Genomic DNA, 22,396 nt, shown 5'->3' with positions numbered 1-22,396 from the left:
CTCCCGGCGAGGCGGTGCAGGACCTTCGGGGTGCGGGACTTCATGCGGGTGCCCTGGCCTGCCGCCAGGATCACGACGGCGAGCGTGCTGTCTGCCATGGTGTAACGGCAGCACGGCAGCCTTTGGAGCTGTCCGGTCCAGGTTCGAATCCTGGTGGCGGAGCGGCACCAGGACGGTGCGCTCACGGAGGAGAACGCGAAGAACATGGCAGACAGCACGCTCGCCGTCGTGATCCTGGCGGCAGGCCAGGGCACCCGCATGAAGTCCCGCACCCCGAAGGTCCTGCACCGCCTCGCCGGGAGGCCGCTGCTCGGGCACGTGCTCGACACGGCCGCCTCGCTCGACGCGGCGCACGTCGTCACCGTGGTGCGCCACGAGCGCGACCGGGTCGCCGAGGCCGTCCTCGAGCACACGCCCTCCGCGCTGGTGGTGGACCAGGACGAGACGCCCGGCACCGGCCGCGCGGTCGAGCAGGGCCTCGCGGCGCTCCCGGAGTCCTTCGCCGGCACGGTCGTCGTGCTGAGCGCCGACGTCCCGCTGCTGGACGCGCCGACCCTCCGCCGCCTGGTCGACGAGCACCTCGCCGCGGCGAACGCGCTCACCATGCTCTCCTGCGTGCTCGAGGACCCGACCGGCTTCGGCCGGATCGTCCGCGGCGCCGACGGAGCCTTCGCCTCCATCGTGGAGCAGAAGGACGCCAGCCCCGACGAGCTCGACCTCACCGAGATCAACGCCGGCGTCTACGCCTTCGACGCCGCCGCGCTCCGCTCGGTCATCGGCGCGATCGGCACCGAGAACGCTCAGCGGGAGAAGTACCTCACCGACGCCGCCGCCGCGCTCAAGGCCGCCGGCCGCGCGATCGAGGCCGTCCCTGTGCAGGACCGCTGGCTCGTGGCCGGGATCAACGACCGCGCCCAGCTCGCCGACGCGGCGCTCGAGCTCAACGCACGCATCGTGCGCCGCTGGCAGCTCGAGGGCGTCACGATCCAGGACCCGGCGACCACCTGGATCGACGTGGACGCGGTCCTCGCCCCGGACGTCGAGATCCTCCCGGGCACGCAGATCAAGGGCCCGACCGTCATCGCCACCGGCGCGGTCATCGGCCCGGACACCACGCTCGACTCCTGCGAGGTCGGCGAGGACGCGGTCGTGAAGCGCTCCGACGCGACGCTCGCCGTGATCGGCGCGAAGGCCCAGGTCGGCCCGTTCTCGTTCCTCCGCCCCGGCACCGTGCTCGGCGCCCGCGGCAAGATCGGCACCTACGTCGAGACCAAGAACGCCGTGATCGGCGAGGGATCGAAGGTCCCGCACCTCTCCTACGTCGGCGACGCGGTCATCGGCGAGGAGTCGAACATCGGCGCCGGCTCGATCTTCGCCAACTACGACGGGGTGAGCAAGGCGTCCTCCGTGGTGGGCTCGCACGTGCGTGCGGGGTCGCACAACGTCTTCGTCGCCCCCGTTAGAATCGGTGACGGAGCGTACACGGGCGCCGGCACGGTCATCCGCAAGGACATCCCCGCCGGAGCCCTCGGGATCACCGTCGCTCCGCAGCGCAACATGGCCGGGTGGGTGCAGACCCACCGTCCGGGCACCGCAGCGGCCGACGCCGCCGAGGCGGCCCTGGCGTCGGATCCCACCGGATCCGACCAGGCGCCCACCGGAGGAAGCGGAGCACAGTGACCGGCATCACCGCCAGCAACAAGAAGAGCCTGGTCCTCGTCTCGGGGAGGGCGCATCCGGCACTGGCGGAGGCGGTCGCCGCCGAGCTCGGGACCGAGCTCGTCACGACCGAGGGGCGCACCTTCGCCAACGGCGAGCTCTACGTCCGCTACGGCGAGTCGGTCCGCGGAGGCGACGTGTTCGTCCTCCAGTCGCACACGTCCCCGATCAACGAGTGGCTGATGGAGCAGCTGATCATGGTCGACGCGCTCAAGCGCGCCTCCGCCAAGCGGATCACCGTGGTCGCCCCGTTCTACCCCTACGCGCGCCAGGACAAGAAGGGCCGCGGCCGCGAGCCGATCTCGGCCCGCCTCGTCGCGGACCTCTTCAAGGCGGCGGGAGCCGACCGGATCATGTCGGTCGACCTGCACGCGGCGCAGATCCAGGGCTTCTTCGACGGCCCCGTCGACCACCTCTTCGCGATGCCGGTGCTGCTCGAGCACTTCCGCGAGAAGCTCGACCCCTCGACCCTCACTATCGTCTCGCCCGACATGGGCCGCGTCCGCGTCGCCGACATCTGGAGCGACAAGCTCGGCGTCCCGCTGGCGATCATCCACAAGCGCCGCGACCCGAAGGTCGCCAACCAGGTCTCCGTCCACGAGATCGTCGGCGAGGTGAAGGGCCGCGTCTGCCTCCTCGTCGACGACCTCATCGACACCGGGCGCACCATCGCGAAGGCGGCCGAGGCGCTGAAGAAGGCGGGCGCGATCGGCGTGGTCGTCGCGGCCACCCACGCCGTCTTCTCGGACCCGGCGGTCGAGCTCCTGAGCTCCGAGTTCATCGACTCGGTCGTCGTCACCGACACTCTGCCGCTGCCGCCGGAGAAGACCTGGGACCGCCTGACGATCCTGCCCATCGCTCCGCTGCTGGCCCGCGCCATCCACGAGGTCTTCGACGACGGCTCGGTGACGTCGATGTTCGACGGCGACGCGTAGGACCCCGCACCCCGGGTGCGCCCTGCACGGCGCACCCGGGTCCCGCCCCGGCTCCACCGCCTAGGGTGAGGCCGTGCCCCAGCGTTCGGATGCGACCCTCGCCCTGGCGGCGGTCTTCCTGGTCTGGTCGCCGGCCGCCGCGGCGGCGGGCTGGTGGCTGCTCCTCGGGCTCGCCGTCGCGGCGGCCGCCGCGGCTCTGAGCGCCGTCGCCGACGCCGGGCGCACCGTCCACGACGGCCCCTCCTCCGAGTGGCTCGGGATCGTCGGGCGCGCCTTCGCCTCGGCCGCGCTGGCCCTGACCGCGGCCCAGTCGGTCCTCGGGGGAGCGGCCCGGCCTCTGGCCGTCCTGCTGCTCGTGGCCGTCGCGCTCTTCGGTCTGCGCGGCGGGCGCCTCCCCGCCCGCCCGGTCCTGCTCCTCGTCGGTGCGGTCGTCGTCCTGCTGGCCGCCGCCGCCGTGATCGTGCTGGTGTCCCCTCCGGACCCCGCGCCGCTCGACCCGCTGCGCGACGGAGGGCCGCTGGGAGCCGGCACCGCCGCGGCCCTGCTCCTGATCCTCCTGCCGACCTCCCGCTCCGGCGCGGTGACGGCTCTCCGCCCCGCCCTGCTGCGCATCGGGATCGCCACGGCGGCCGCCGCCGCGCTCGGCACCGGTCTGCTCCTGGCGGCCGGTCCCGAGGTCCTCGCGTCCTCGGAGACCCCCCTGAGCGCTGTCACCCGGGGCACGCCCGCGTCCGGGCTCGTCGGGGCCGCCGCGGTGATCGCGGTCCTGCTCGCGCTCCTCGACCTCGGGAGGAGGGATGCGCGCGCCCTCGTCCGTCTCGCCGGCGCGGGGGAGATCCCGGCGGTGCTCGCCACCAGGAACCGCAGGACCGGCGTGCCGGCGGCGGCCCAGCTCGTCCTCTGCCTGGTCGCCGTGCTCGCGGTCGTGATCCTCGACGCCGACGCGCTGCTCGCCTTCGCCGTGGCCGCTCTGCTGGTGGCGACCATCGTGCGGCGCCTCGACCACGGAGCTGCCGGGGCGAGCGGGCCCGCCCTCGCGTCGGCCGCGGTCTCGCTGCTGCTCCTGCTCGCCCTCCCGGCGGCCACGGCGGCCGCCGCAGCGGTGCTCCTGGCGGCGCTCCTGATCGCGCGGGCTTTCCGGACCTGAGGGGTCAGCCGGCCCGGGCGTCGAGCGCCCGCTCGGGGAGCCGGACGCCACCGCCCGGCTCCGCTGACGACGGGGGAGCTCCCTCCCCGACGCGGAAGGCGCCCCCGCCCGAGGATCCGAGGATCCTGCAGGCGGGGGCGCCTTCCCGTGCGACGCGGGTCAGTGCGTGGAGGGGTCCTGCTCGACCTCGGTGCGGTCGCCCGACCACAGCGTGTGGAAGGTGCCCTCCTTGTCGACGCGCTTGTAGGTGTGCGCTCCGAAGAAGTCGCGCTGACCCTGAACGAGAGCGGCCGGGAGGCGCTTGGAGGCGAGCGAGTCGTAGTACGACAGCGCGGCGCCGAAACCGGGGATCGGCACGCCCGAGAGCGCAGCGGTCGAGACGATGCGGCGCCAGGCGGCCTCGCCGTTGGCGACGGCCTCGGCGAAGTACGGGTCCTCGAGGAGGGTCGTGATGCCGGCGTTCTCGTCGTAGGCGTCGACGATGCGGTTGAGGAACTGGGCGCGGATGATGCAGCCCGCGCGCCAGATCTTGGCGACCGCGCCCTTGTCGATCTCCCAGCCGTACTTCTCGGCCCCGGCGATGATCGCGTCGAAGCCCTGCGAGTAGGCGACGACCTTGGAGGCGTAGAGCGCGGCGCGCACGTCGTCCTCGAAGCCCTCGTACTTCTCGACCGGGGTCGGGCGCGAGGTGACGCGGGCCTGCACGGCCTCGCGCTGCTCGGGGTGGGAGGACACGGCACGGGCGAAGACGGCCTCGGCGATGCCGCCGACGGGGACGCCGAGGTCGAGCGCGTTCTGCACGGTCCAGACGCCGGTGCCCTTCGAGCCGGCCTGGTCGAGGACGACGTCGATGAAGGGGTTGCCGGTGTCGGCGTCGACCTGGCGGAGCACCTCGGCGGTGATCTCGATGAGGTACGACTCGAGGTCGCCCTTGTTCCAGGCGTCGAAGACCTCGGCGATGGCGGCGGGCTCGTGTCCGCCGACGGTGCGGAGCAGGTCGTACGCCTCGGCGATGAGCTGCATGTCGGCGTACTCGATGCCGTTGTGGATCATCTTGACGAAGTGGCCGGCGCCGTCGGTGCCGATGTGGGTGACGCAGGGCTCGCCCTCGGCGACCGCGGCGATCGACGAGAGGATCGGGCCGAGGGTCCTGTAGGACTCGACCGAGCCGCCGGGCATGATCGACGGGCCCTTGAGCGCGCCCTCCTCGCCGCCGGAGATGCCGGTGCCGACGAAGTGGATGCCGGTCTCGCGGACAGCCTTCTCGCGGCGGATGGTGTCGGTGAAGAGCGCGTTGCCGCCGTCGACGATGATGTCGCCGGGCTCGAAGACCTTCGTCAGCTGCTCGATCACGGCGTCGGTGCCGCGGCCGGCCTGGACCATGATGATCGCGGTGCGCGGGGTGGCGAGCGAGGCGGCGAAGTCCTCGATGGTCTCGGAGGCGACGAAGCCCGCCTCCGGGTGCTCCGTGATGAGGGTCTCGGTGCGGCCGTAGGAGCGGTTGAACACCGCGACCGTGTTGCCCTCGCGGCTGGCGAGGTTGCGGGCGAGGTTCGAGCCCATCACCGCCAGACCGACGACTCCGATGTTGGCTGTGGCGGTGGGCTTGTCAGACACGGTTCTCCTCGACGTTCGCGTTCAGGGGCGAGCCCAGGCTAGCCCCGGGTCGTTCCGGGGAGCCCGGGTCCGAGCCGTCTCCCGGCTGCACATCGGTCGTGCGGCGCGCGCACGGTCTTGCGCGCGCCGCGACGACCGCGACCGGAGCCGGTCAGGCGCCGTGGCCGAGGGGGACGCGCTCCGACGGGATCGGCGGCGGCGGGGGAGTGCCGTCGCCGAACGGGCGGCCGCCGAGCTCCTCGCGGCGCGAGGGGACGAGCCAGCCGGAGAGGTCCGGGCCCTTGGGGACGACGCCGGTCGGATTGATGTCCCGCTGCACCTCGTAGTAGTGCGACTTGATGTGGGTGAAGTCGATCGTGTCGCCGAACCCCGGAGTGGCGAACAGATCCCGGGCGTAGCCCCAGAGCGCGGGCATCGCCGACAGCAGGTTCCGGTTGGCCTTGAAGTGGCTGTAGTAGACGGCGTCGAAGCGGGCGAGCGTCGTGAAGAGCCGCACGTCCGCCTCGGTGATGGTGTCGCCGACCAGGTAGCGGCGGGTGCTCAGCCGCTCCTCCAGCCAGTCCAGCCGCGCCCAGAGGCGGTCGTAGGCCCGGTCGTAGGAGCGCTGCGACCCGGCGAAGCCGCACTTGTAGACGCCGTTGTTCACGTCGTGGAAGACCAGCTCGGCGATCTCGTCGATCTCCTCGCGGTGCTCCTCGGGGTAGAGGTCGGGGGCGCCGTCGCGGTGGAACGCGGTCCACTCGGTGGAGAAGTCGAGCGTCATCACCGGGTAGTCGTTGGTGACGACCTGGCCGCTCGGGATGTCCACGAGGGCCGGGACGGTGATCCCGCGCGGGTAGTCGGGGAAGCGGGCGAAGAACGCGTCCTGGAGGCGGGGGATGCCCAGCACCGGGTCGACGCCGCCCGGATCGAGGTCGAAGGTCCAGCTGCGCTTGTCGTGCGTGGGCCCGCAGATGCCCATCGAGAGGGCGTCCTCGAGACCGAGCAGGCGCCGCACGATCACGGCGCGGTTCGCCCACGGGCAGGCGCGGGAGACCACGAGGCGGTAGCGTCCCGTCTCCACCGGGTACCCGTCGCGACCGTCGGCGGTGATCCGCGTCGGGATGTAGTTCGTGTCGCGGTGGAAGCCGTTCTTCTCGACGTAGGAGCCGAAGTCGTCGCTCGTCATACCCGCACGGTAGGCGGTCCGCCTGGACGTCCGGCTCCGAGTCCGGCGGCGCGACCGCCTGCTGGCGGGCGGCCGCGATGCCGGGTAGGATCGGCAGCTGAACTTCGGCGAGGGATGCACGTGCATCCGTGATCGACGCGGTGGAAGCAGGCGAGGCCCCCACGGGGCGCCACGGACTTCTCCTCACGCTGACATGCGTTCGAGTCGACAAACCGTCCGTGGCCGCAGGCCACGACCCGATCCGGTGGCGTGCGCGCCGCCCAAGGAGAACATCATGGCTGAACTGACCAACAAGGTCGTCGTCGAGGTCCGCACCTCGTTCGGCAAGGGCGCCGCCCGCAAGATCCGCGCGCAGGACAAGATCCCCGCGGTCCTCTACGGCCACGGCACCGAGCCCCAGCACCTCACCCTCCCGGGCCACCAGGTGCTCCTGCTCACCCGCAAGGCGAACGCGATCCTCGAGCTCGACATCGAGGGCGCCGCGCAGACCACGCTGGTGAAGGACATCCAGCGCGACCCGGTGCGCCAGATCATCGAGCACATCGACCTCGTCGTCATCAACAAGGGCGAGAAGGTCGAGGTGGACATCCCCGTGCACGTCGAGGGCGACGCCGCTCCCGGCACCCTCGTCTCGATCGAGTCGAACACCCTCTCGCTCGAGGTCGACGCCACGCGCATCCCGCAGAACATCGTCGTCTCCGTCGAGGGCCTCGAGGCCGGCACGCAGATCACCGCCGCCGACGTCACGCTCCCCGAGGGCGCCACGCTGGTCACCGACGCCGAGGTGCTCATCGTCAACGTCACCGCCGAGGTCGAGCAGGACCTGGGCGAGGACGACGAGACCCCGGCCTCGGGCGACGTCGTCGCCGAGACCGCGGAGTAGTCCGCACCACCCCGGGAACGGGCCCGCTCGCAGCCGCGGCGGGCCCGTTCCGCGTCCGGCGGGGACCCCCCCCGCCGCCCCCGAGGAAGAGGAACGACATGGGTGACACCTGGCTGGTCGTCGGACTGGGCAACCCGGGCGCGCAGTACGCGCGCAACCGGCACAACGTCGGCCAGATGGTGCTCGACGAGCTCGCGACGCGGATCGGCGGCTCGTTCCGCCGGCACAACCGCGCCAACGCCGTGGTCGCCGAGGGCTTCCTCCGCCCGGGCGGACCGAAGCTCGTGCTGGGCAAGCCCAACAGCTTCATGAACCTCTCCGGCGGGCCGACGGCGCAGCTGCTCGACTTCTACTCGGTCTACCCGGCGCACCTGATCGTCGTGCACGACGAGCTCGACATCCCCTTCGACAGCCTGCGCCTCAAGCAGGGCGGCGGTCACGGAGGGCACAACGGCATCCGCGACATCCTCGCGGCGACCGGAGGAGCCGAGTTCCTGCGCGTGCGGGTCGGCATCGGCCGCCCGCCGGGCCGCCAGCAGGCCGCCGACTTCGTGCTGAAGGACTTCGCCGGCCCGGAGCGCGAGGCGCTCCCGATCCTGGTCTCGGACGCCGCCGACGCCGTCGAGCTCATCGCCGACTCCGGCCTCTCCGCCGCCCAGCTGAAGTTCCACACCAGCGCCTGACCCGCCCTCCGCCGAGGGGACCCCGGACGGCGAGGGAGACCGCAGCCCCGGGCTTCCTCGACGGTTCGGGTTTCCCTCGGCGGTCGGCCCGCGGGGCGGCCGTAAACTGGATCCGTGCCCCTCAACGAGATCATCTCGGCGCTGTCGCGCGCCTCCACGTTCGACGATGCTCTCGCGTACGCGGTGCGGGACGCCGACTTCTCGGTGGCCGACGGCCTCCGGGTCCCCCTGCTCGCGGGGCTGATCGAGAGGCGCGCGGAGGCGGGACGCCCGCAGGCGGCGCTGGTGGTCACGGCCACGGGCCGCGACTCCGAGAACGTGCGCGCCTCCCTCGGCTGCATGCTGCCGGACGCGGACGTCGTCGAGTTCCCGGCCTGGGAGACGCTGCCGCACGAGCGCCTCAGCCCGAGCGCCGAGATCGTGGGGCGGCGCCTGGACGCGCTGCGGCGGATGAAGCAGTGGTCGGGCGAGCGGCCCCTCGTAGTGGTCGCCTCCGTGCGCGCGGCGCTGCAGCCGGTCGCCGACAACCTCGCCGACATCGAGCCGATCCGACTCGTGAAGGGCGCCCGCGGTTACGACCTCGGCCGCATCTCCTCCGAGCTGGTCGACCTGGCCTACGCCCGGGTCGACATGGTCACGCGCCGCGGCGAGTTCGCCGTGCGCGGCGGCATCCTCGACGTCTTCCCGGCGGTGGCCGAGCATCCGAGCCGAGTGGACTTCTTCGGCGACGAGGTCGACTCCATCCGCGGCTTCTCCGTGGCCGATCAGCGCTCGCTCCCGGGCGAGGCCGACTCGGTGGTCCTCCCGCCGAGCCGCGAGCTGCTGCTGGTGCCCGCGGTGCGGCAGCGGGCCCGCGAGATGCTGCACGAGTTCCCGAGCCTGTCGGCGATGCTCGCCAAGATCGCCGAGGGCATCCCGGTCGAGGGGATGGAGTCGCTCGCCCCCGCGCTGCTGGAGCGGCTGGTCCCGATCTCGCACTACCTCCCCGAGGGTGCGGCCGTCGCGGTCCTCGCCCCCGAGCGCGTGGCGACGCGGGCGATCAGCCTCGCCGAGACGAACCGCGAGTTCCTGCAGGCGGCCTGGAGCGCGGCGACCGCCGGCGCCGAGGCCCCCATCGACCTCGCCTCGGGCGAGTTCATCTCGCTCGGCGCGCTCCGCGACTCCGTGAAGCTCAGCGCCCCGGGCGCCGACGCTCCCGACCACCCGTGGTGGACGATGAGCACGTTCCGCCAGGGCCCCGCCGCGGGCGAGGCCGAGGTGCTGCCGGAGGAGCTCGGGATCGACGAGATCCTCGCCGTCCGGGTCGAGGGCGAGCCGGTCCCCGGCTTCGGAGCGAGCGTCGAGGGCGCCCTCGCCCACGTCCGCGCGCGCCTGGCCGACGGCTGGACCGTGGTCCTGACCGCGCCCGGCACCGGCACGGTCGAGCGCACCGACCAGGTCCTCGCCGAGCACGAGGTCGCCGCCCGCATCGTCGCCGACCTCCCCGCCGGGCTCGAGACGGGCCTCGCCTACGTGGTGCAGGCCTCCGTCGATCACGGCTTCGAGGTGGAGGAGGCGAAGCTCGCCCTGCTCACCGACACGGAGTTCTACGGCCGCACCGTCGGCTACGACTCCCGAGCGGTGAAGAAGCTCGCCTCGCGCCGCAAGAACGTCGTCGACCCGCTGCAGCTCACGCCCGGCGACTTCGTGGTGCACGCCACCCACGGCATCGGCCGGTTCGTGGAGCTCTCTCAGCGCGAGGTCTCCAGCGGGGGCCGCAACGCGATCAAGACCCGCCGCGAGTACCTGGTGCTCGAGTACGCCCCCAGCAAGCGCGGCTTCCCGGGCGACAAGCTGCTCGTCCCCACGGACCAGCTCGACCTGCTCTCCCGCTACGTCGGCGGCGAGGCTCCGGCGCTGAGCAAGATGGGCGGGAGCGACTGGGCGCAGGCCAAGAGCAAGGCCCGCCGCGCGGTCCGCGACATCGCGGTCGAGCTCGTGAAGCTCTACTCCGCCCGGATGGCCTCCCGCGGGCACGCGTTCCCGCCGGACACCCCCTGGCAGCGCGAGCTGGAGGAGGCGTTCCCGTTCGCCGAGACCCCCGACCAGCTCACCGTCATCGACGAGGTCAAGGCCGACATGGAGCGGCCGATCCCGATGGACCGCCTGCTCTCGGGCGACGTCGGCTTCGGCAAGACCGAGGTCGCCGTGCGCGCCGCGTTCAAGGCGATCCAGGACGGGAAGCAGGTCGCGATGCTCGTGCCGACCACGCTGCTCGTCCGCCAGCACCTCGAGACGTTCCAGGAGCGCTTCGCCGGCTTCCCCGTCCACCTGCGGGCGCTCAGCCGGTTCCAGAGCGCGAAGGAGTCGAAGGAGACGATCGAGGGCCTGGCCGACGGCACCGTCGACATGGTCATCGCGACCCACCGGCTCCTCAGCGACAACATCGTCTTCAAGGACCTCGGCCTGCTCGTGATCGACGAGGAGCAGCGCTTCGGCGTCGAGCACAAGGACAAGCTCAAGGCGCTGAAGAAGAACGTCGACATCCTCTCGATGAGCGCCACGCCCATCCCGCGGACGCTCGAGATGGCGGTGACCGGCATCCGCGAGATGTCGACCCTCGCGACCCCGCCGGAGGAGCGCCACCCGATCCTCACCTTCGTCGGCCCTTACTCCGAGAAGCAGGTGTCGGCCGCGATCCGCCGGGAGCTCCTGCGCGAGGGCCAGGTGTTCTTCGTGCACAACCGCGTCTCGACGATCAACCGCGTCGCCTCGCAGCTCGCCCAGCTGGTGCCCGAGGCGCGGATCGCGGTCGCGCACGGCAAGCTCAGCGAGTCGCAGCTCGAGCGGATCATCGTCGACTTCTGGGAGCGCAAGTTCGACGTCCTGGTGTCGACGACGATCGTCGAGACCGGCCTCGACATCCCGAACGCCAACACGCTGATCGTCGACCGCGCCGACAAGTACGGTCTCTCGCAGCTGCACCAGCTGCGCGGGCGGGTCGGCCGCGGCCGCGAGCGCGCCTACGCCTACCTCCTCTACGACGAGACGAAGCCGCTGAGCGAGACCGCGCACGACCGGCTGCAGACCCTGGCCGCCAACTCGGACCTCGGCGGCGGCATGCAGATCGCGCTGAAGGACCTCGAGATCCGCGGTGCGGGCAACCTCCTCGGCGGCGAGCAGTCCGGGCACATCCAGGGCGTGGGATTCGACCTCTACCTGCGGATGATCGGCGAGGCCGTCGACACCTTCCGCGGCGAGGTCGCCGAGGGGCAGACGGAGCTGCGGCTCGAGCTGCCCGTCGACGCGCGCATCCCGGAGGAGTACGTCGACAGCGAGCGGCTGCGCCTGGAGGCGTACCAGAAGCTGTCGGCCGCGTCGTCGCCGACGGCGAAGGAGGGGAGCATCGACCTCGTGGTCGAGGAGCTGACCGACCGCTACGGTGAGCTGCCCGAGGCGGTCGAGAACCTCATCCTGGTGTCGAGGCTGCGGATGCGCGCGCAGAAGGCGGGCCTCAGCGACGTGGTCGCGATGGGCTCGAACGTCCGCGTGGCTCCCGCTCACCTGCCCGACTCGATCCAGGTGCGCCTGCGCCGGATGTACCCGACCGCGAAGTACCTGCAGCAGGCCGACGCGGTCGTCGTGCCGATGCCCGTGCTCGACGGCGTCCCGCTCGGCGACCGGGCGCTCATCCAGTGGGTGGCGTCGCTCCTGGACTCGCTGTTCCCGGAGCCGGTCACCGTCTGAGGTCCTCGGGGCGGCGCTCCCCGGTGGAGCGCCGCTCCGCTCCGGCGGCCGTCGCCGCTGCGGGAGGGCGCGCTGGCAGGATGGAGGGCATGCCGCTCCTCGCCGCCCGACGTCCCCGTGAGCCGGAGCCGCTCGCCGGCCCGCTGGTCGCCGTCCGCGGGGTCGCGGTGCGCGCCTCGGGGGTCGAGCTGCTCGCCCCGTGCTCGCTCGAGGTGGAGGCGGGGGAGGGCGTCGCGGTGACGGGCCGCAACGGCACCGGCAAGACCACGCTCCTGCGGGTGATCGCCGGCCTCACCGCTCCGAGCGAGGGAGTCGTGGCGGTGGCCGGGCGCGCCCCGGAGGAGCGCTCCGCCGCCCACCGCCGCGCCGTCGCCGCCCTGATCGGCACCCCGCCCTTCGAGCGGGATCTGACCCTCGAGGAGCACCTCGCGATGGTGGCCGTCTCGTGGGGGGCGCCGGTCGCCGACGCCCGCCGCGAGGCCGCAGCTGGTCTCGACGCGCTCGCGCTCGCTCCGCTCGCCCGCCGCTTCCCGCACGAGCTCTCCTCCGGGCAGACGCAGCTGTTCTCCCTCGCGCTCGTGCTGGCCCGTCCCTCCGCGGTGCTGCTGCTCGACGAGCCGGAGCAGCGGCTCGACGTCGAGCGGGTGCCGCTGGTCGCGGAGGTGCTGCGGCGCGCAGCCGCGTCCCGGGCGCTCGTCGTCGCGACCCACAGCCCCGTGCTGATCGAGGGCCTGGGCGCGCGGGTCGTCGAGCTGGAGCGGGCGTGACGCGCGCGGAGGGGGCCCGCGTCGCCGAGGTGCGGGCTCTGCACCGGCACCGCGCCGCGGCTCCGCCGAGTCCGCGCGCCTACGCGGGCTACCTCGCCGCGATGACCGTCCTCGTCGTCGTCCTCCCCGTCGCCCGGGCCCTCGCGCTCCTCGCCGCCGAGGCGGGAGCCGCGCCGGAGCCGCTGGTCGCCCTCGCCGCGGGTCTCGCCCTGCCCGCCGCCGTGCTCCTGGGCCGGGTGCGCGGACCCGCGGTGGGCGAGCCGCACACCACGGCCGTGCTGCTCGCGACCGATCTGCGCCGCTGGGCGGTGCTCCGCCGACCCGTGGTCCGGGCGTCGGCCGGTCTCGTGGCGTGCTGCTCCGCCGTCGCGTCGCTCCTCGCCGTCGCCGCCTCCGCGCCGCTCCTCGCGGCCGTCGTCGGCGGCGCCGCGTTCGCCGGCCTCCTCGCCGTCGCCTGGCTCGCCGGTCAGTGCCTGCCCTCGCGCCTCCCCGCGCTCGCGGCGGGCCTCCTCGCCTCCCTCGCGGTCCTCGGGGCCCTCGTGCCCGGTGCGCCCACGCCGGGCGGCCTCCTCGCCTCGGCCGTGAGCGGAGCGGAGGAGGTGCGCGCCGCGACCGTGCTGCTCGCGTCGGCCGCGGTCCTCCTGGCCGCGGCGCCCCGCCTGCTCGACGCCGCGCGCGGACCTCGGCTCCTCGCCCAGGCCCGGCAGTGGTCGGCGACCGCCCGGCTCGGAGCGACGGGCGATCTCGCCGAGTCGCTCGACGGGTACCGCGCCCTTCCGGCGATCGGGCGGGGGCTCCGAGCGGTCCGCCTCTCCCCGCTCGCCCTCGCGGTGCCGGTGCGCGACGCGATCGGCGCGCTGCGCACTCCCGGACGCTCGGCGGTCGCGGTCGTCGCGCTGGCCGCCGCCGGCGCCGCCGCCGTGCTCGCCGCGGTCGTGCCGTCCTCCCTCCTCGCGCTCCCGGCCGCCGCGGCGGGCGTGCTCGCCTACCTCGGCGCCGGCGTCTGGAGCGACGGCTTCCGTCACGCCGCCGCGACCGCGGGGCAGCCGGCGCTCCTCGCGCCCGGCCCGTTCGAGCTGCTCCTCCTGCACGCCGTCCTCCCGCTGGTGCTCGCGGTCGGAGTCGCGGTGCTCGGCGCCCTCGCCGCCTCGCTGCTGCTCCCGGGCGCGGCGGTGCCGGTGGCCGCCGCGACCGCCGTCGCCGCCGTCGCCGCGCGGGCGATGGATGCGACCCGGGGTCCGCTGCCGCCGCAGCTGCTCAGCCCGGTGCCGCTCCCGATCGGGGACGGCGCGGGAGTCGCGGTGGTCCTCTGGAACCTGGCGGGTGCACTGGTCAGCGCCTCGACCGCGGTGTCCGTCGCGGCGTCGCCCGGGCTCCTCGCCGCGGTGCCGCTCGTCGCCGGCGGCTGCCTCCTCGTCGCGCGGCGGCGTCTCGCGCGGGCCTGAGGCTCCCGGGCGCCCGCGCCGCCCGGATGTCCGCGGAGGCGGCCGGACCGGATGCGAGGATGGCGGGGTGACCGCGCATCCCCGGCTCGACGAGCTCATCCGCACCGTCCACGTCCTCCGCGCCCCGGGCGGCTGCCCGTGGGACGCCGAGCAGACCCACGAGTCGCTCGTGCGCTACCTGATCGAGGAGTCGCACGAGCTCGTCGACGCCATCGAGGCGGGGGACCGGGCCGACCTGATCGAGGAGCTCGGCGACGTCCTCTACCAGGTGCTCTTCCACGCCGACCTGGCGGCCGAGAGCGCCGAGCCCTTCACCATCGAGGACGTCGCGGCGCACATGAACGCCAAGATGATCGGCCGCCACCCGCACGTGTTCGGCGACGCCACGGCCGAGACGGCCGACGACGTCATCGCGGTGTGGGACGAGCTCAAGCGCACCGAGAAGCCGCACCGCACGAGCGTGCTCGACGGGATCCCGCAGGGCATGCCGGCTCTCGCGCTCGCCGACAAGGTGATCGGCAAGGCGACCTCGCTGGGCGTCGTGGACGCCGGCCAGGGCCCGCTTCCCATCGAGTCGGAGGAGGACCTCGGCCCGCTGCTGCTGGCCATCGTCGCCTCCGCCCGCGCCCAGGGGCTCGACGCCGAGCGTGCGCTCCGCACCGCGACGCGCGACCTGCAGGACGAGATCCGCGCGGTGGAGCAGGAGCGGCGCGCGGACTGAGGCGCCCGCCGGCCCGCCCCGGCCGATCTGGGAGAATCGCCGTCATGGCTTCCCCGATCACCCCGCCCCGCGGCATGCGCGACTTCCTCCCCGCCGACAAGGCGAAGCGCGAGCACGCGCTCGGCGTCATCCGCCGCGTGTACGCCTCCCACGGGTTCGACGAGATCGAGACGCCCGTGGTCGAGGACTTCGATCGCCTCCACTCCGGGCTCGGCGGCGACAACGAGAAGCTCGCCTTCAGCGTCCTGCGCCGCGGGCTCACCCGCGACGACCTGGCGGCGGTCGACGACGCGTCCGCCCTCGCCGACCTCGGCCTGCGCTTCGACCTCACGGTGCCTCTCGCCCGCTTCTACGCCTCGCACCGCGCCGAGCTGCCGGCTGTCTTCCGCTCGGTGCAGATCGCGCCGGTGTGGCGCGCCGAGCGCCCGCAGAAGGGGCGGTACCGCCAGTTCGTGCAGTGCGACATCGACATCATCGGCGAGCCCGGGCAGCTGGCCGAGGTCGAGCTCATCACGGCGACCGCGGCGGCGCTCGACGCGCTGGGCCTCGAGGACTGCACCATCCGGATCAACGACCGCCGCATCCTCACCGGAATCCTCGAGCACTGCGGCTTCGCCCCCGAGCGCTTCGGCCCGGCGCTGATCTCGATCGACAAGCTCGACAAGATCGGCGCCACCGGGGTCGTCGCCGAGCTCGAGGCCGACGGGCCGGACGCGGCCGCGGTCCTCGGGGGCTACCTCGCGCGGATCGAGGAGGCGGTCGCCGCCGGGGGAGTGGCGCTCGAGCAGTCCGCGATCCTCGACGTGCTGCCCGAGGGCATCGACCCGGAGGCGGTGCTCGCGCTCGAGACCCTGGCCCGGTCGCTGCGCTCGCTGCCCGCCGGCGTCTCGCTCCGCTTCGACCCGACGCTCGTGCGGGGCATGGGCTACTACACCGGCACGATCTTCGAGATCGCGCACCCGTCCTCGGGCTCCTCGGTCGGCGGAGGCGGGCGGTACGACGGGATGATCGGCCGCTTCCTCGGTCAGGACGTTCCGGCCTGCGGCTTCTCGATCGGCTTCGAGCGGATCGTCGAGCTGATCGGCGGTGCCGTCGTCGAGCGTCCCGACGCCGTCGTCCTCGTCCACGAGCGCGACGCGGCGCCCGAGCTGCTGCTCGCGCTCAAGCAGGAGCTGATCGCCCGGGGCTCGCGCGTGCGCCTCGAGCGCCGGGCGAAGAACCTCACCCCGCTGCTGGACCGCGCGGCCGCCGCGGGCTTCACCCGCTTCGCGCTCGTCCCGCGGGACGCCGCCTCCGCCGCCGACCTCTCCTTCAAGGACCTCGGCTGAGCTGCACCGGCTGTTCCGGATGAGCGTCGCCGGCTGCCGGCGCTGGGCCGTGTCCGCGGGAGGGGCCGGGTGCTGACGGGGCCGTCCCATCGGGCCTGAACAGGGTCTCAGATGATCCGTCAGAGGATCATGTCGATCTGGTCGGATCCTTGTCGGATCCGTGAGAGCCTTAATACCCGCGAAATCTGCGGACACACCCGAGAAATCTCCCCCGGATAGCGTCGAGGCACCCGATCGGCGCGGCTTGGCGCGCCTGCACGGGCACCCCGTCGCGACCCCGCGCACCGCACCGCAGCAGCCCTGACGATCCCCACCCGAGGAGTCCCCTTGACCCTGTCGCCCCTCCGCTCCCTCCCGGCCTTCGACCGCCGCAGCCTCCTCCGCCTGGCGGGTGTCGCCGGCCTCGCGATCGGCGGCGCCTCCGTCCTCGCCTCCTGCGCCTCCGACTCCTCCGGCGCGTCCGCCGCGGACGGCGGCGACCTCGGCACCCTCAAGGTCCAGCTCTCCTGGATCAAGAACGAGGAGTTCGCGGGCGAGTTCTTCGCCGACTCGAAGGGCTACTTCACCGAGGCCGGCCTGGCAGGAGTGACGCTCACCCCCGGCCCCTCGACGGGCGTGGCCGAGCTCCTCTCGGGCAGCGCGGACGTCGCGCTCAGCGACGCCGTCTCGATCGGCACCGCGATCGCCCAGCAGGAGGCCCCGCTCAAGATCATCGGCGCGACCTACCAGAAGAACCCCTTCACGGTCCTCTCGATCAAGACCGCCGGCAACATCGCCACTCCGGCCGACCTCGCCGGGAAGAAGATCGGCGTCCAGGCCTCGAACACGTCCCTGTTCCAGGCGCTGCTCGCCGCGAACGGCCTCTCCGAGTCCGACCTCACGGTCGTCCCCGTCGAGTACGACCCCTCCGTCCTCGTCAACGGCACCGTCGACGGCTTCATCGCCTACCTGACGAACGAGGCAATCACGGTCGCGGCCGAGGGCTACGAGGTCGTCAACCTGCCCTTCGCCGACAACGGCCTCCCCTTCGTCGCCGAGACCTTCTCGGTGTCGGAGCAGGCGATCGCCGAGAAGCGCGACGCTCTGAAGGCGTTCCTCGTCGCCGAGATCAAGGGCTGGACCGACGCGGTCAACGACCCGGAGGCGGGCGCGATGCTCGCCGTCGAGAACTACGGCAAGGACCTCGGCCTCAACGAGGAGTCCTCCAAGAAGGGCGCCACCATCCAGGCCGAGGAACTGGTCGTCTCGGACGAGACGGTCTCGAACGGCCTCTTCACCATCTCCGAGACGCTGCAGTCCGAGACCATCGCGTCCCTCGCGGGCGCCGGGATCGACGTCACGGCCGAGGACCTCTTCGATCTGACCCTCCTCGACGAGGTCTACGAGGAGAACCCCGAGCTGATGAAGTACGCGGCCTGATCCTGATTCACGAAGGGCACCACTCGTGACCGACACGACCGACGCCGGCACCCTGCGCGACCAGGGTGCCGGCGGCACCGGCATCCAGATCCACGGCCTGTCGAAGACGTTCCGGATGGGCTCGCGCAGCGTCGCGGCGCTGCAGGACACCGACCTCCACACCGACCAGGGCAGCTTCCTCGCCCTGCTCGGCCCGTCGGGGTGCGGCAAGTCGACCATCCTGCGCATCCTCGCGGGACTGGAGGAGCCGACGTCCGGCTCCATCCGGGTCGACGGCCGCACTCCCCAGGAGCTGCGCCGCGACAACAAGCTCGGCATCGCCTTCCAGGACCACGCGCTCCTGCCGTGGCGCAGCGTCATGGCGAACATCCGCCTGCCGTTCGAGATCGCGGGCAAGAGCGTCGACCAGTCCTACATCGACGAGCTGATCGACCTCGTCGGCCTCCGCGGCTTCGAGAAGGCCAAGCCGGCCCAGCTCTCGGGCGGCATGCGCCAGCGCGTGTCGATCGCGCGGTGCCTGATCCTCAAGCCCGAGGTCCTGCTGCTCGACGAGCCGTTCGGCGCCCTCGACGACATGACGCGGCAGAAGCTCAACCTCGAGCTGCTGCGGATCTGGACCGAGAAGCCCGCCACGACGCTCCTCGTCACGCACGGCATCTCGGAGGCGATCTTCCTCTCGGACCGCGTCGCGGTGATGAGCCCGCGCCCGGGACGGGTGAAGGAGATCATCGACATCGACCTCCCCCGCCCGCGCACCCCCGAGATGCAGCGCACCCCCGAGTTCCACGCCTACGTCGACCAGGCCTCCGAGCTGCTGTTCGGCGACGGCGGCGCGGCCTCGGACGACCGCGTCTAGGAGGCACCGTGGCCACCACGCTCCCCGCGGCCCCGCGCCGCGCCCTGTCCCTGCCTCCGTGGCTCACCGGGCTGATCGGCGTCGCCGCGATCGTCGCCGTCTGGTGGATCGTGGCGCTCGTCACCGCGCCCACCGGCGCCGCGACCTACGCGCCCGTCCCCACTCCCGTGCAGGTCGTGCAGACCGCGATGGAGGACGGCGCCGGCTTCTACTGGCGCAACTTCTCCGTCACGATCGGCGAGGCGGCCGTCGGCTACTTCTGGGGCAACCTCCTCGCGCTCGTGCTCTCGGCGCTCGTGCTGGTCCTGCCCTGGCTGGAGGGGGTCGTCTCGCAGCTCGCGGTCATCACCTACTGCGTGCCGATCGTCGCCATCGGAGCGATCGTGCTGCTGATCCTCGGCGGTGCGGACGCTCCCGGGAAGGCGAGCGCGACGGCGATCTTCCTGGCCGGCCTCTCGGTGTTCTTCACCACGGTCGTCGGCAGCCTGCTCGGGCTGAAGGCGGCCGACAAGGCGGCGCTCGACGTCGTCACGGTCTACGGGGGCTCGCGGTTCACCCAGCTGCGCAAGGTCCGTCTGATCGCGGCGCTGCCCAACATCCTGTCGGCGCTGCAGATCGCGGTGCCCGCGGCCTTCCTCGGCGCGATCCTCGGCGAGTACTTCGGCAAGATCGAGACGGGCGTGGGCCCGATCCTGGTCGCGGCGCAGGTCTCCCTGAACTCGCCCCGCGTCTGGGCGCTCTTCCTCCTCTGCGCGGGCGTCGCGCTCCTCGGCTACGGCATCGTCGGACTGATCGGCCGCCTCATCGCGCCCTGGTCCTCCGGAAAGTGGGCATGACCATGACGACCACCGTTCCCGACCGCACGGAGCAGTCCACGGCCACATCGATCCTCGCGGTCGACGAGCTGCGGCGCCAGCTGCGCACGGCCGCCCTCGGCGCGACCCTCAAGAGCCTGCGCAAGAGCCTGCTCGTCGCCCTGTCGACGATCGTGATCGTGCTGGCGATCTGGATCGGCGTGGTCCTCTTCAGCGGGGTCTCGCCCTACGTGGTCAAGGGCCCGTGGGACGTCTGGCAACACCTGGTGACCGACGCGAAGGCCGCGGAGCACCGCGCCGAGCTGGGCGGGCTCTTCGCCGTGACCATGGGCGACGCGCTGATCGGCTTCGCGGCCGGCCTGGTCGTGGCGATCCTCGGCGCGATCCTGTTCCGCCTGTCGAAGGGCATCGAGCACGCGCTGATGCCGTTCGCGATGCTGCTGCGCTCGGTGCCGCTGATCGCGATGGCACCGCTGATCATCCTGGTCTTCGGGACCGGCTCGATCGCCTCGGTCGCGGTCATCGGCGGGATCGTCGTCCTCTTCCCCGCGCTGGTGACGATCGCCTTCGGCCTCAACAACGCCTCCCCGCAGATGCTCGACGTGGTCGCGGTCTACGGCGGCAGCACTCTCACCGCGATCCGCAAGGTGGCCATCCCCGGCTCGCTGCCCTCGCTCTTCGCCGCGATCCGCATCTCGGTGCCCGGAGCGATCACGGGCGCGCTGCTCGCGGAGTGGCTCTCCACCGGTGCGGGCATCGGCGGGGCGATCAACGCATGGTCCGCCCAGGCCCGGTTCGCGGACGTCTGGTCGGCGGTCGTGCTCGTGACCGGCGTCTCGCTCGTGCTCTACATGCTCGTGCAGGTGCTCGAGACCTTCGTCCTCTCCCGGATGTCCCTCTCCCTCACCTGACCCCGTCGCTTTCCCCCTTCCGCGGGACGCCACTCGAGTGCGGCTCGCCCGGTGGGTCGCATACCCGGGTGGCGTCTCGCGGGAAGGGGAGGGCAGGGGGAGCGGAGCGACGGGGCCCGGTCAGACGGTGACGATCGCGTCGACGCGGTGGCCGGCCAGCACCTCGCGGCCGCCGAGCCCGTCGAGCTCCATGACCACCGCGATCCCCTCGAGGCTCCACCCTGCGCGCTCGATCAGGCGGCGGCTCGCGTCGAGCGTGCCCCCGGTCGCCAGCACGTCGTCGACCAGCAGCAGCCGCGAGCCGCGGGGCGCCGCGTCCTCGTGCACCTCCAGCATCGTCTCGCCGTACTCGAGGGTCGCCTGCTCGCGCAGCACGGCCCGCGGGAGCTTGCCGGGCTTGCGGATGGTGACGACGCCGAGACCCGCCGAGTAGGCGGCCGCTGCGGCGAGCAGGAAGCCGCGCGCCTCCACGCCCGCGATCGCGTCGATCCGGCCGCGGTAGGGCTCGATCAGCGCGTCGGCCACCGCCCGCAGGGCCTCGCCGTCGCCGAAGACCGGCGTGAGGTCGCGGAACAGGATGCCCGGGCTCGGGAAGTCCGGGACGACGGCGGTGAGACGGTCGACGTGGTCGGCGGCGGTCGTGGTCACGGGGAACCTCCGGGTCGGCGGGTGCGCCCGGGCCGTCCGGCGATCGGGCCCTGGGAGTCTACGACCGGCCGCGGTCTCCTGCGCTTCGGAGGCGGTCAGTAGACTCCTTCCCGACCGCTCCCGTCTCCGGGAGCCCACCCGTCAAGAGGAGATAGTTGTGGCCCTTATCGAGGCAGTCGTCGCCCGAGAAATTCTGGACTCCCGTGGCAACCCCACGGTCGAGGTCGAGGTCCTGCTCGAGGACGGCGCGTCCTCGCGAGCGGCCGTCCCGTCCGGCGCCTCCACGGGCGCGTTCGAGGCGTACGAGCTCCGCGACGGCGACTCCGACCGCTACCTCGGCAAGGGCGTGCAGAAGGCCGTCGACGCCGTCATCGACGAGATCGGCCCGGCCATCGAGGGCTTCGACGCCACCGACCAGCGCCTCGTCGACGCCGAGCTGATCGAGCTCGACGGCACCGAGAACAAGTCCCGCCTGGGCGCGAACGCGATCCTCGGCGTCAGCCTCGCCGTGGCCAAGGCCGCCGCGCAGTCGTCGGACCTCGACCTGTTCCGCTACGTCGGCGGCCCGAACGCGCACACCCTGCCCGTGCCGCTGATGAACATCATCAACGGAGGCGCGCACGCCGACACCGGCGTCGACATCCAGGAGTTCATGGCCGTCCCGCTGGGCGCCGAGTCCTTCTCCGAGGGCCTGCGCTGGGGCGTCGAGATCTACCACGCGCTCAAGGCGCAGCTGAAGAAGGCCGGCTTCGCCACCGGCCTCGGCGACGAGGGCGGCTTCGCCCCCGACCTGCCCACCAACCGCGAGGCGCTCGACTTCATCCTCAAGGCCGTCGAGGCCGCCGGCTTCACCCCCGGCAAGGACATCGGGCTCGCGCTCGACGTCGCCTCCTCGGAGTTCTACGAGGACGGCGCCTACACGTTCGAGGGCAAGAAGCTCTCGGCCGAGGAGCTCTCCTCCTACTACGCCGACCTCGTCGCCAACTACCCGCTGGTCTCGATCGAGGACCCGCTGGACGAGGACGACTGGGCCGGCTGGACCCACCTCACCGCGGCCATCGGCGACAAGGTGCAGCTCGTCGGAGACGACCTGTACGTCACCAACCCGGTGCGCCTCGCCCGCGGCATCGCCGAGAAGGCCGGCAACTCGATCCTGGTCAAGGTGAACCAGATCGGCACGCTCACCGAGACGCTCGACGCCGTGGCCCTGGCCCAGCGCAACGGCATGACCGCGATCCTCTCGCACCGCTCCGGCGAGACCGAGGACACCACCATCGCCGACCTCGCGGTCGCGGTGGACGGCGGCCAGATCAAGACCGGCGCCCCGGCCCGCTCGGACCGCGTCGCGAAGTACAACCAGCTGCTGCGCATCGAGGAGATCCTGGGAGGTGCGGCGACCTACGCGGGTCGCTCCGCCTTCCCGCGCTTCTCCGCGTAGTCTCGGCACGCCGGAGCGGCCCCGGAGCCCAGCACCTCGGTGCGGGCGCCGGGGCCGCTCCACTTCCCCCGCCGCGATCGAGGAGAGCAGGGATCCGGCCCAGTCGCTCGGGGTCTCCTGCACCGTGTCGCTCGCGGGCTGCTTCGCCTGCTGGGCGAGCGTCACGTCGT

The 22,396-nt window shown here is 72.8% G+C and carries 19 protein-coding genes and 1 tRNA gene; 16 read left to right on the top strand and 4 right to left on the bottom strand.

The features are described from left to right. On the bottom strand, window positions 1–98 hold a 98-nt coding region (locus C5C36_RS18300; protein WP_181133844.1), incomplete at its 3' end, for a 2-C-methyl-D-erythritol 4-phosphate cytidylyltransferase. On the opposite strand from C5C36_RS18300, the gene C5C36_RS16315 reads away from it, so the two are divergent. The 4 genes from C5C36_RS16315 to C5C36_RS16300 all read left to right on the top strand — a co-directional run bounded on the left by C5C36_RS16315 (window position 91) and on the right by C5C36_RS16300 (window position 3,801). Further along, window positions 91–162 (top strand) — tRNA-Gln (locus C5C36_RS16315). The genes C5C36_RS18300 and C5C36_RS16315 overlap by 8 nt on opposite strands. Before the next feature lie 42 nt (window positions 163–204). Beyond that, window positions 205–1,680 (top strand): bifunctional UDP-N-acetylglucosamine diphosphorylase/glucosamine-1-phosphate N-acetyltransferase GlmU, encoded by a 1,476-nt coding sequence (gene glmU, locus C5C36_RS16310; RefSeq protein WP_104310054.1) that lies wholly within the window; start codon window positions 205–207, stop codon window positions 1,678–1,680. Further along, window positions 1,677–2,654, top strand: coding sequence for a ribose-phosphate diphosphokinase (locus tag C5C36_RS16305; protein ID WP_104222342.1), 978 nt, complete (start codon window positions 1,677–1,679; stop codon window positions 2,652–2,654). Before glmU ends, C5C36_RS16305 begins: the two co-directional genes overlap by 4 nt. Window positions 2,655–2,727: 73 nt before the next feature. Further along, window positions 2,728–3,801: a hypothetical protein gene (locus tag C5C36_RS16300; protein WP_104310052.1), complete on the top strand. Its 1,074-nt coding sequence runs from the start codon at window positions 2,728–2,730 to the stop codon at window positions 3,799–3,801. Between the two features lie 159 nt (window positions 3,802–3,960). Here the strand turns inward: C5C36_RS16300 and gndA are convergent, their stop codons facing one another. Then, window positions 3,961–5,418 (bottom strand): NADP-dependent phosphogluconate dehydrogenase, encoded by a 1,458-nt coding sequence (gene gndA, locus C5C36_RS16295; RefSeq protein ID WP_104233684.1) that lies wholly within the window; start codon window positions 5,416–5,418, stop codon window positions 3,961–3,963. 151 nt (window positions 5,419–5,569) lie between these two features. After that, the gene (locus C5C36_RS16290; protein ID WP_104260317.1) at window positions 5,570–6,586 is read right to left on the bottom strand and encodes a glutathione S-transferase family protein; all 1,017 of its coding nucleotides are present in this window, start codon (window positions 6,584–6,586) and stop codon (window positions 5,570–5,572) included. Between the two features lie 274 nt (window positions 6,587–6,860). On the opposite strand from C5C36_RS16290, the gene C5C36_RS16285 reads away from it, so the two are divergent. The 11 genes from C5C36_RS16285 (at window position 6,861) to C5C36_RS16240 (ending at window position 20,140) form a co-directional block, all read left to right on the top strand. Then, window positions 6,861–7,469 (top strand): 50S ribosomal protein L25/general stress protein Ctc, encoded by a 609-nt coding sequence (locus C5C36_RS16285; RefSeq protein WP_104238997.1) that lies wholly within the window; start codon window positions 6,861–6,863, stop codon window positions 7,467–7,469. A 98-nt stretch (window positions 7,470–7,567) separates the two neighbouring features. Further along, entirely contained in the window at window positions 7,568–8,152 is a 585-nt protein-coding gene (gene pth, locus C5C36_RS16280) for an aminoacyl-tRNA hydrolase (RefSeq protein WP_104310051.1), read from the top strand. A gap of 114 nt (window positions 8,153–8,266) precedes the next feature. Beyond that, a complete protein-coding gene (gene mfd / locus C5C36_RS16275; RefSeq protein WP_104310050.1) occupies window positions 8,267–11,878 on the top strand; it encodes a transcription-repair coupling factor in 3,612 nt (1,203 codons plus the stop codon). A gap of 89 nt (window positions 11,879–11,967) precedes the next feature. Further along, window positions 11,968–12,645: an ATP-binding cassette domain-containing protein gene (locus tag C5C36_RS16270; protein WP_104248106.1), complete on the top strand. Its 678-nt coding sequence runs from the start codon at window positions 11,968–11,970 to the stop codon at window positions 12,643–12,645. Further along, the gene (locus C5C36_RS18155; RefSeq protein ID WP_258072323.1) at window positions 12,642–14,090 is read left to right on the top strand and encodes a hypothetical protein; all 1,449 of its coding nucleotides are present in this window, start codon (window positions 12,642–12,644) and stop codon (window positions 14,088–14,090) included. The genes C5C36_RS16270 and C5C36_RS18155 overlap by 4 nt, the downstream gene beginning before the upstream one ends. A 67-nt stretch (window positions 14,091–14,157) precedes the next feature. Continuing rightward, the gene (locus C5C36_RS16265; protein ID WP_104222356.1) at window positions 14,158–14,811 is read left to right on the top strand and encodes a MazG family protein; all 654 of its coding nucleotides are present in this window, start codon (window positions 14,158–14,160) and stop codon (window positions 14,809–14,811) included. A 44-nt stretch (window positions 14,812–14,855) separates the two neighbouring features. Then, window positions 14,856–16,139 carry a histidine--tRNA ligase gene (gene hisS / locus C5C36_RS16260; RefSeq protein WP_104222357.1) on the top strand — a complete coding sequence of 428 codons (1,284 nt, stop codon included), beginning with the start codon at window positions 14,856–14,858 and terminating at the stop codon, window positions 16,137–16,139. Between the two features lie 327 nt (window positions 16,140–16,466). Then, window positions 16,467–17,558, top strand: coding sequence for an ABC transporter substrate-binding protein (locus C5C36_RS16255; RefSeq protein ID WP_258059873.1), 1,092 nt, complete (start codon window positions 16,467–16,469; stop codon window positions 17,556–17,558). Window positions 17,559–17,673: 115 nt separating this feature from the next. Beyond that, window positions 17,674–18,414, top strand: coding sequence for an ABC transporter ATP-binding protein (locus tag C5C36_RS16250; protein ID WP_104288235.1), 741 nt, complete (start codon window positions 17,674–17,676; stop codon window positions 18,412–18,414). Window positions 18,415–18,422: 8 nt separating this feature from the next. Beyond that, the gene (locus C5C36_RS16245; protein ID WP_258072322.1) at window positions 18,423–19,250 is read left to right on the top strand and encodes an ABC transporter permease; all 828 of its coding nucleotides are present in this window, start codon (window positions 18,423–18,425) and stop codon (window positions 19,248–19,250) included. A gap of 2 nt (window positions 19,251–19,252) precedes the next feature. Next, a complete protein-coding gene (locus C5C36_RS16240; RefSeq protein ID WP_244230660.1) occupies window positions 19,253–20,140 on the top strand; it encodes an ABC transporter permease in 888 nt (295 codons plus the stop codon). Between the two features lie 120 nt (window positions 20,141–20,260). On the opposite strand, the gene C5C36_RS16235 is transcribed toward C5C36_RS16240, so the two are convergent. Beyond that, window positions 20,261–20,788, bottom strand: coding sequence for an adenine phosphoribosyltransferase (locus C5C36_RS16235; protein ID WP_104222360.1), 528 nt, complete (start codon window positions 20,786–20,788; stop codon window positions 20,261–20,263). 157 nt (window positions 20,789–20,945) lie between these two features. Between C5C36_RS16235 and eno the strand changes: the two genes are divergently transcribed. Further along, window positions 20,946–22,226, top strand: a complete 1,281-nt coding sequence (gene eno / locus C5C36_RS16230) for a phosphopyruvate hydratase (protein WP_104222361.1) — start codon at window positions 20,946–20,948, stop codon at window positions 22,224–22,226. Window positions 22,227–22,396 lie beyond the last annotated feature (170 nt).

Source organism: Rathayibacter sp. AY1G1 (assembly GCF_002932095.1).
Lineage (GTDB): Bacteria > Actinomycetota > Actinomycetes > Actinomycetales > Microbacteriaceae > Rathayibacter.
This window is presented reverse-complemented; position numbering and strand designations above follow the sequence as displayed.

Coding starts and splice junctions, on each gene's coding strand:
- C5C36_RS16250 (WP_104288235.1), top strand. CDS start 17,674: ATGGGCTCGCGCAGCGTCGCGGCGCTGCAGGACACCGACCTCCACACC.
- pth (WP_104310051.1), top strand. CDS start 7,568: ATGGGTGACACCTGGCTGGTCGTCGGACTGGGCAACCCGGGCGCGCAG.
- hisS (WP_104222357.1), top strand. CDS start 14,856: ATGGCTTCCCCGATCACCCCGCCCCGCGGCATGCGCGACTTCCTCCCC.
- C5C36_RS16270 (WP_104248106.1), top strand. CDS start 11,968: ATGCCGCTCCTCGCCGCCCGACGTCCCCGTGAGCCGGAGCCGCTCGCC.
- glmU (WP_104310054.1), top strand. CDS start 205: ATGGCAGACAGCACGCTCGCCGTCGTGATCCTGGCGGCAGGCCAGGGC.
- C5C36_RS16290 (WP_104260317.1), bottom strand. CDS start 6,586: ATGACGAGCGACGACTTCGGCTCCTACGTCGAGAAGAACGGCTTCCAC.
- C5C36_RS16240 (WP_244230660.1), top strand. CDS start 19,253: ATGACGACCACCGTTCCCGACCGCACGGAGCAGTCCACGGCCACATCG.
- C5C36_RS16285 (WP_104238997.1), top strand. CDS start 6,861: ATGGCTGAACTGACCAACAAGGTCGTCGTCGAGGTCCGCACCTCGTTC.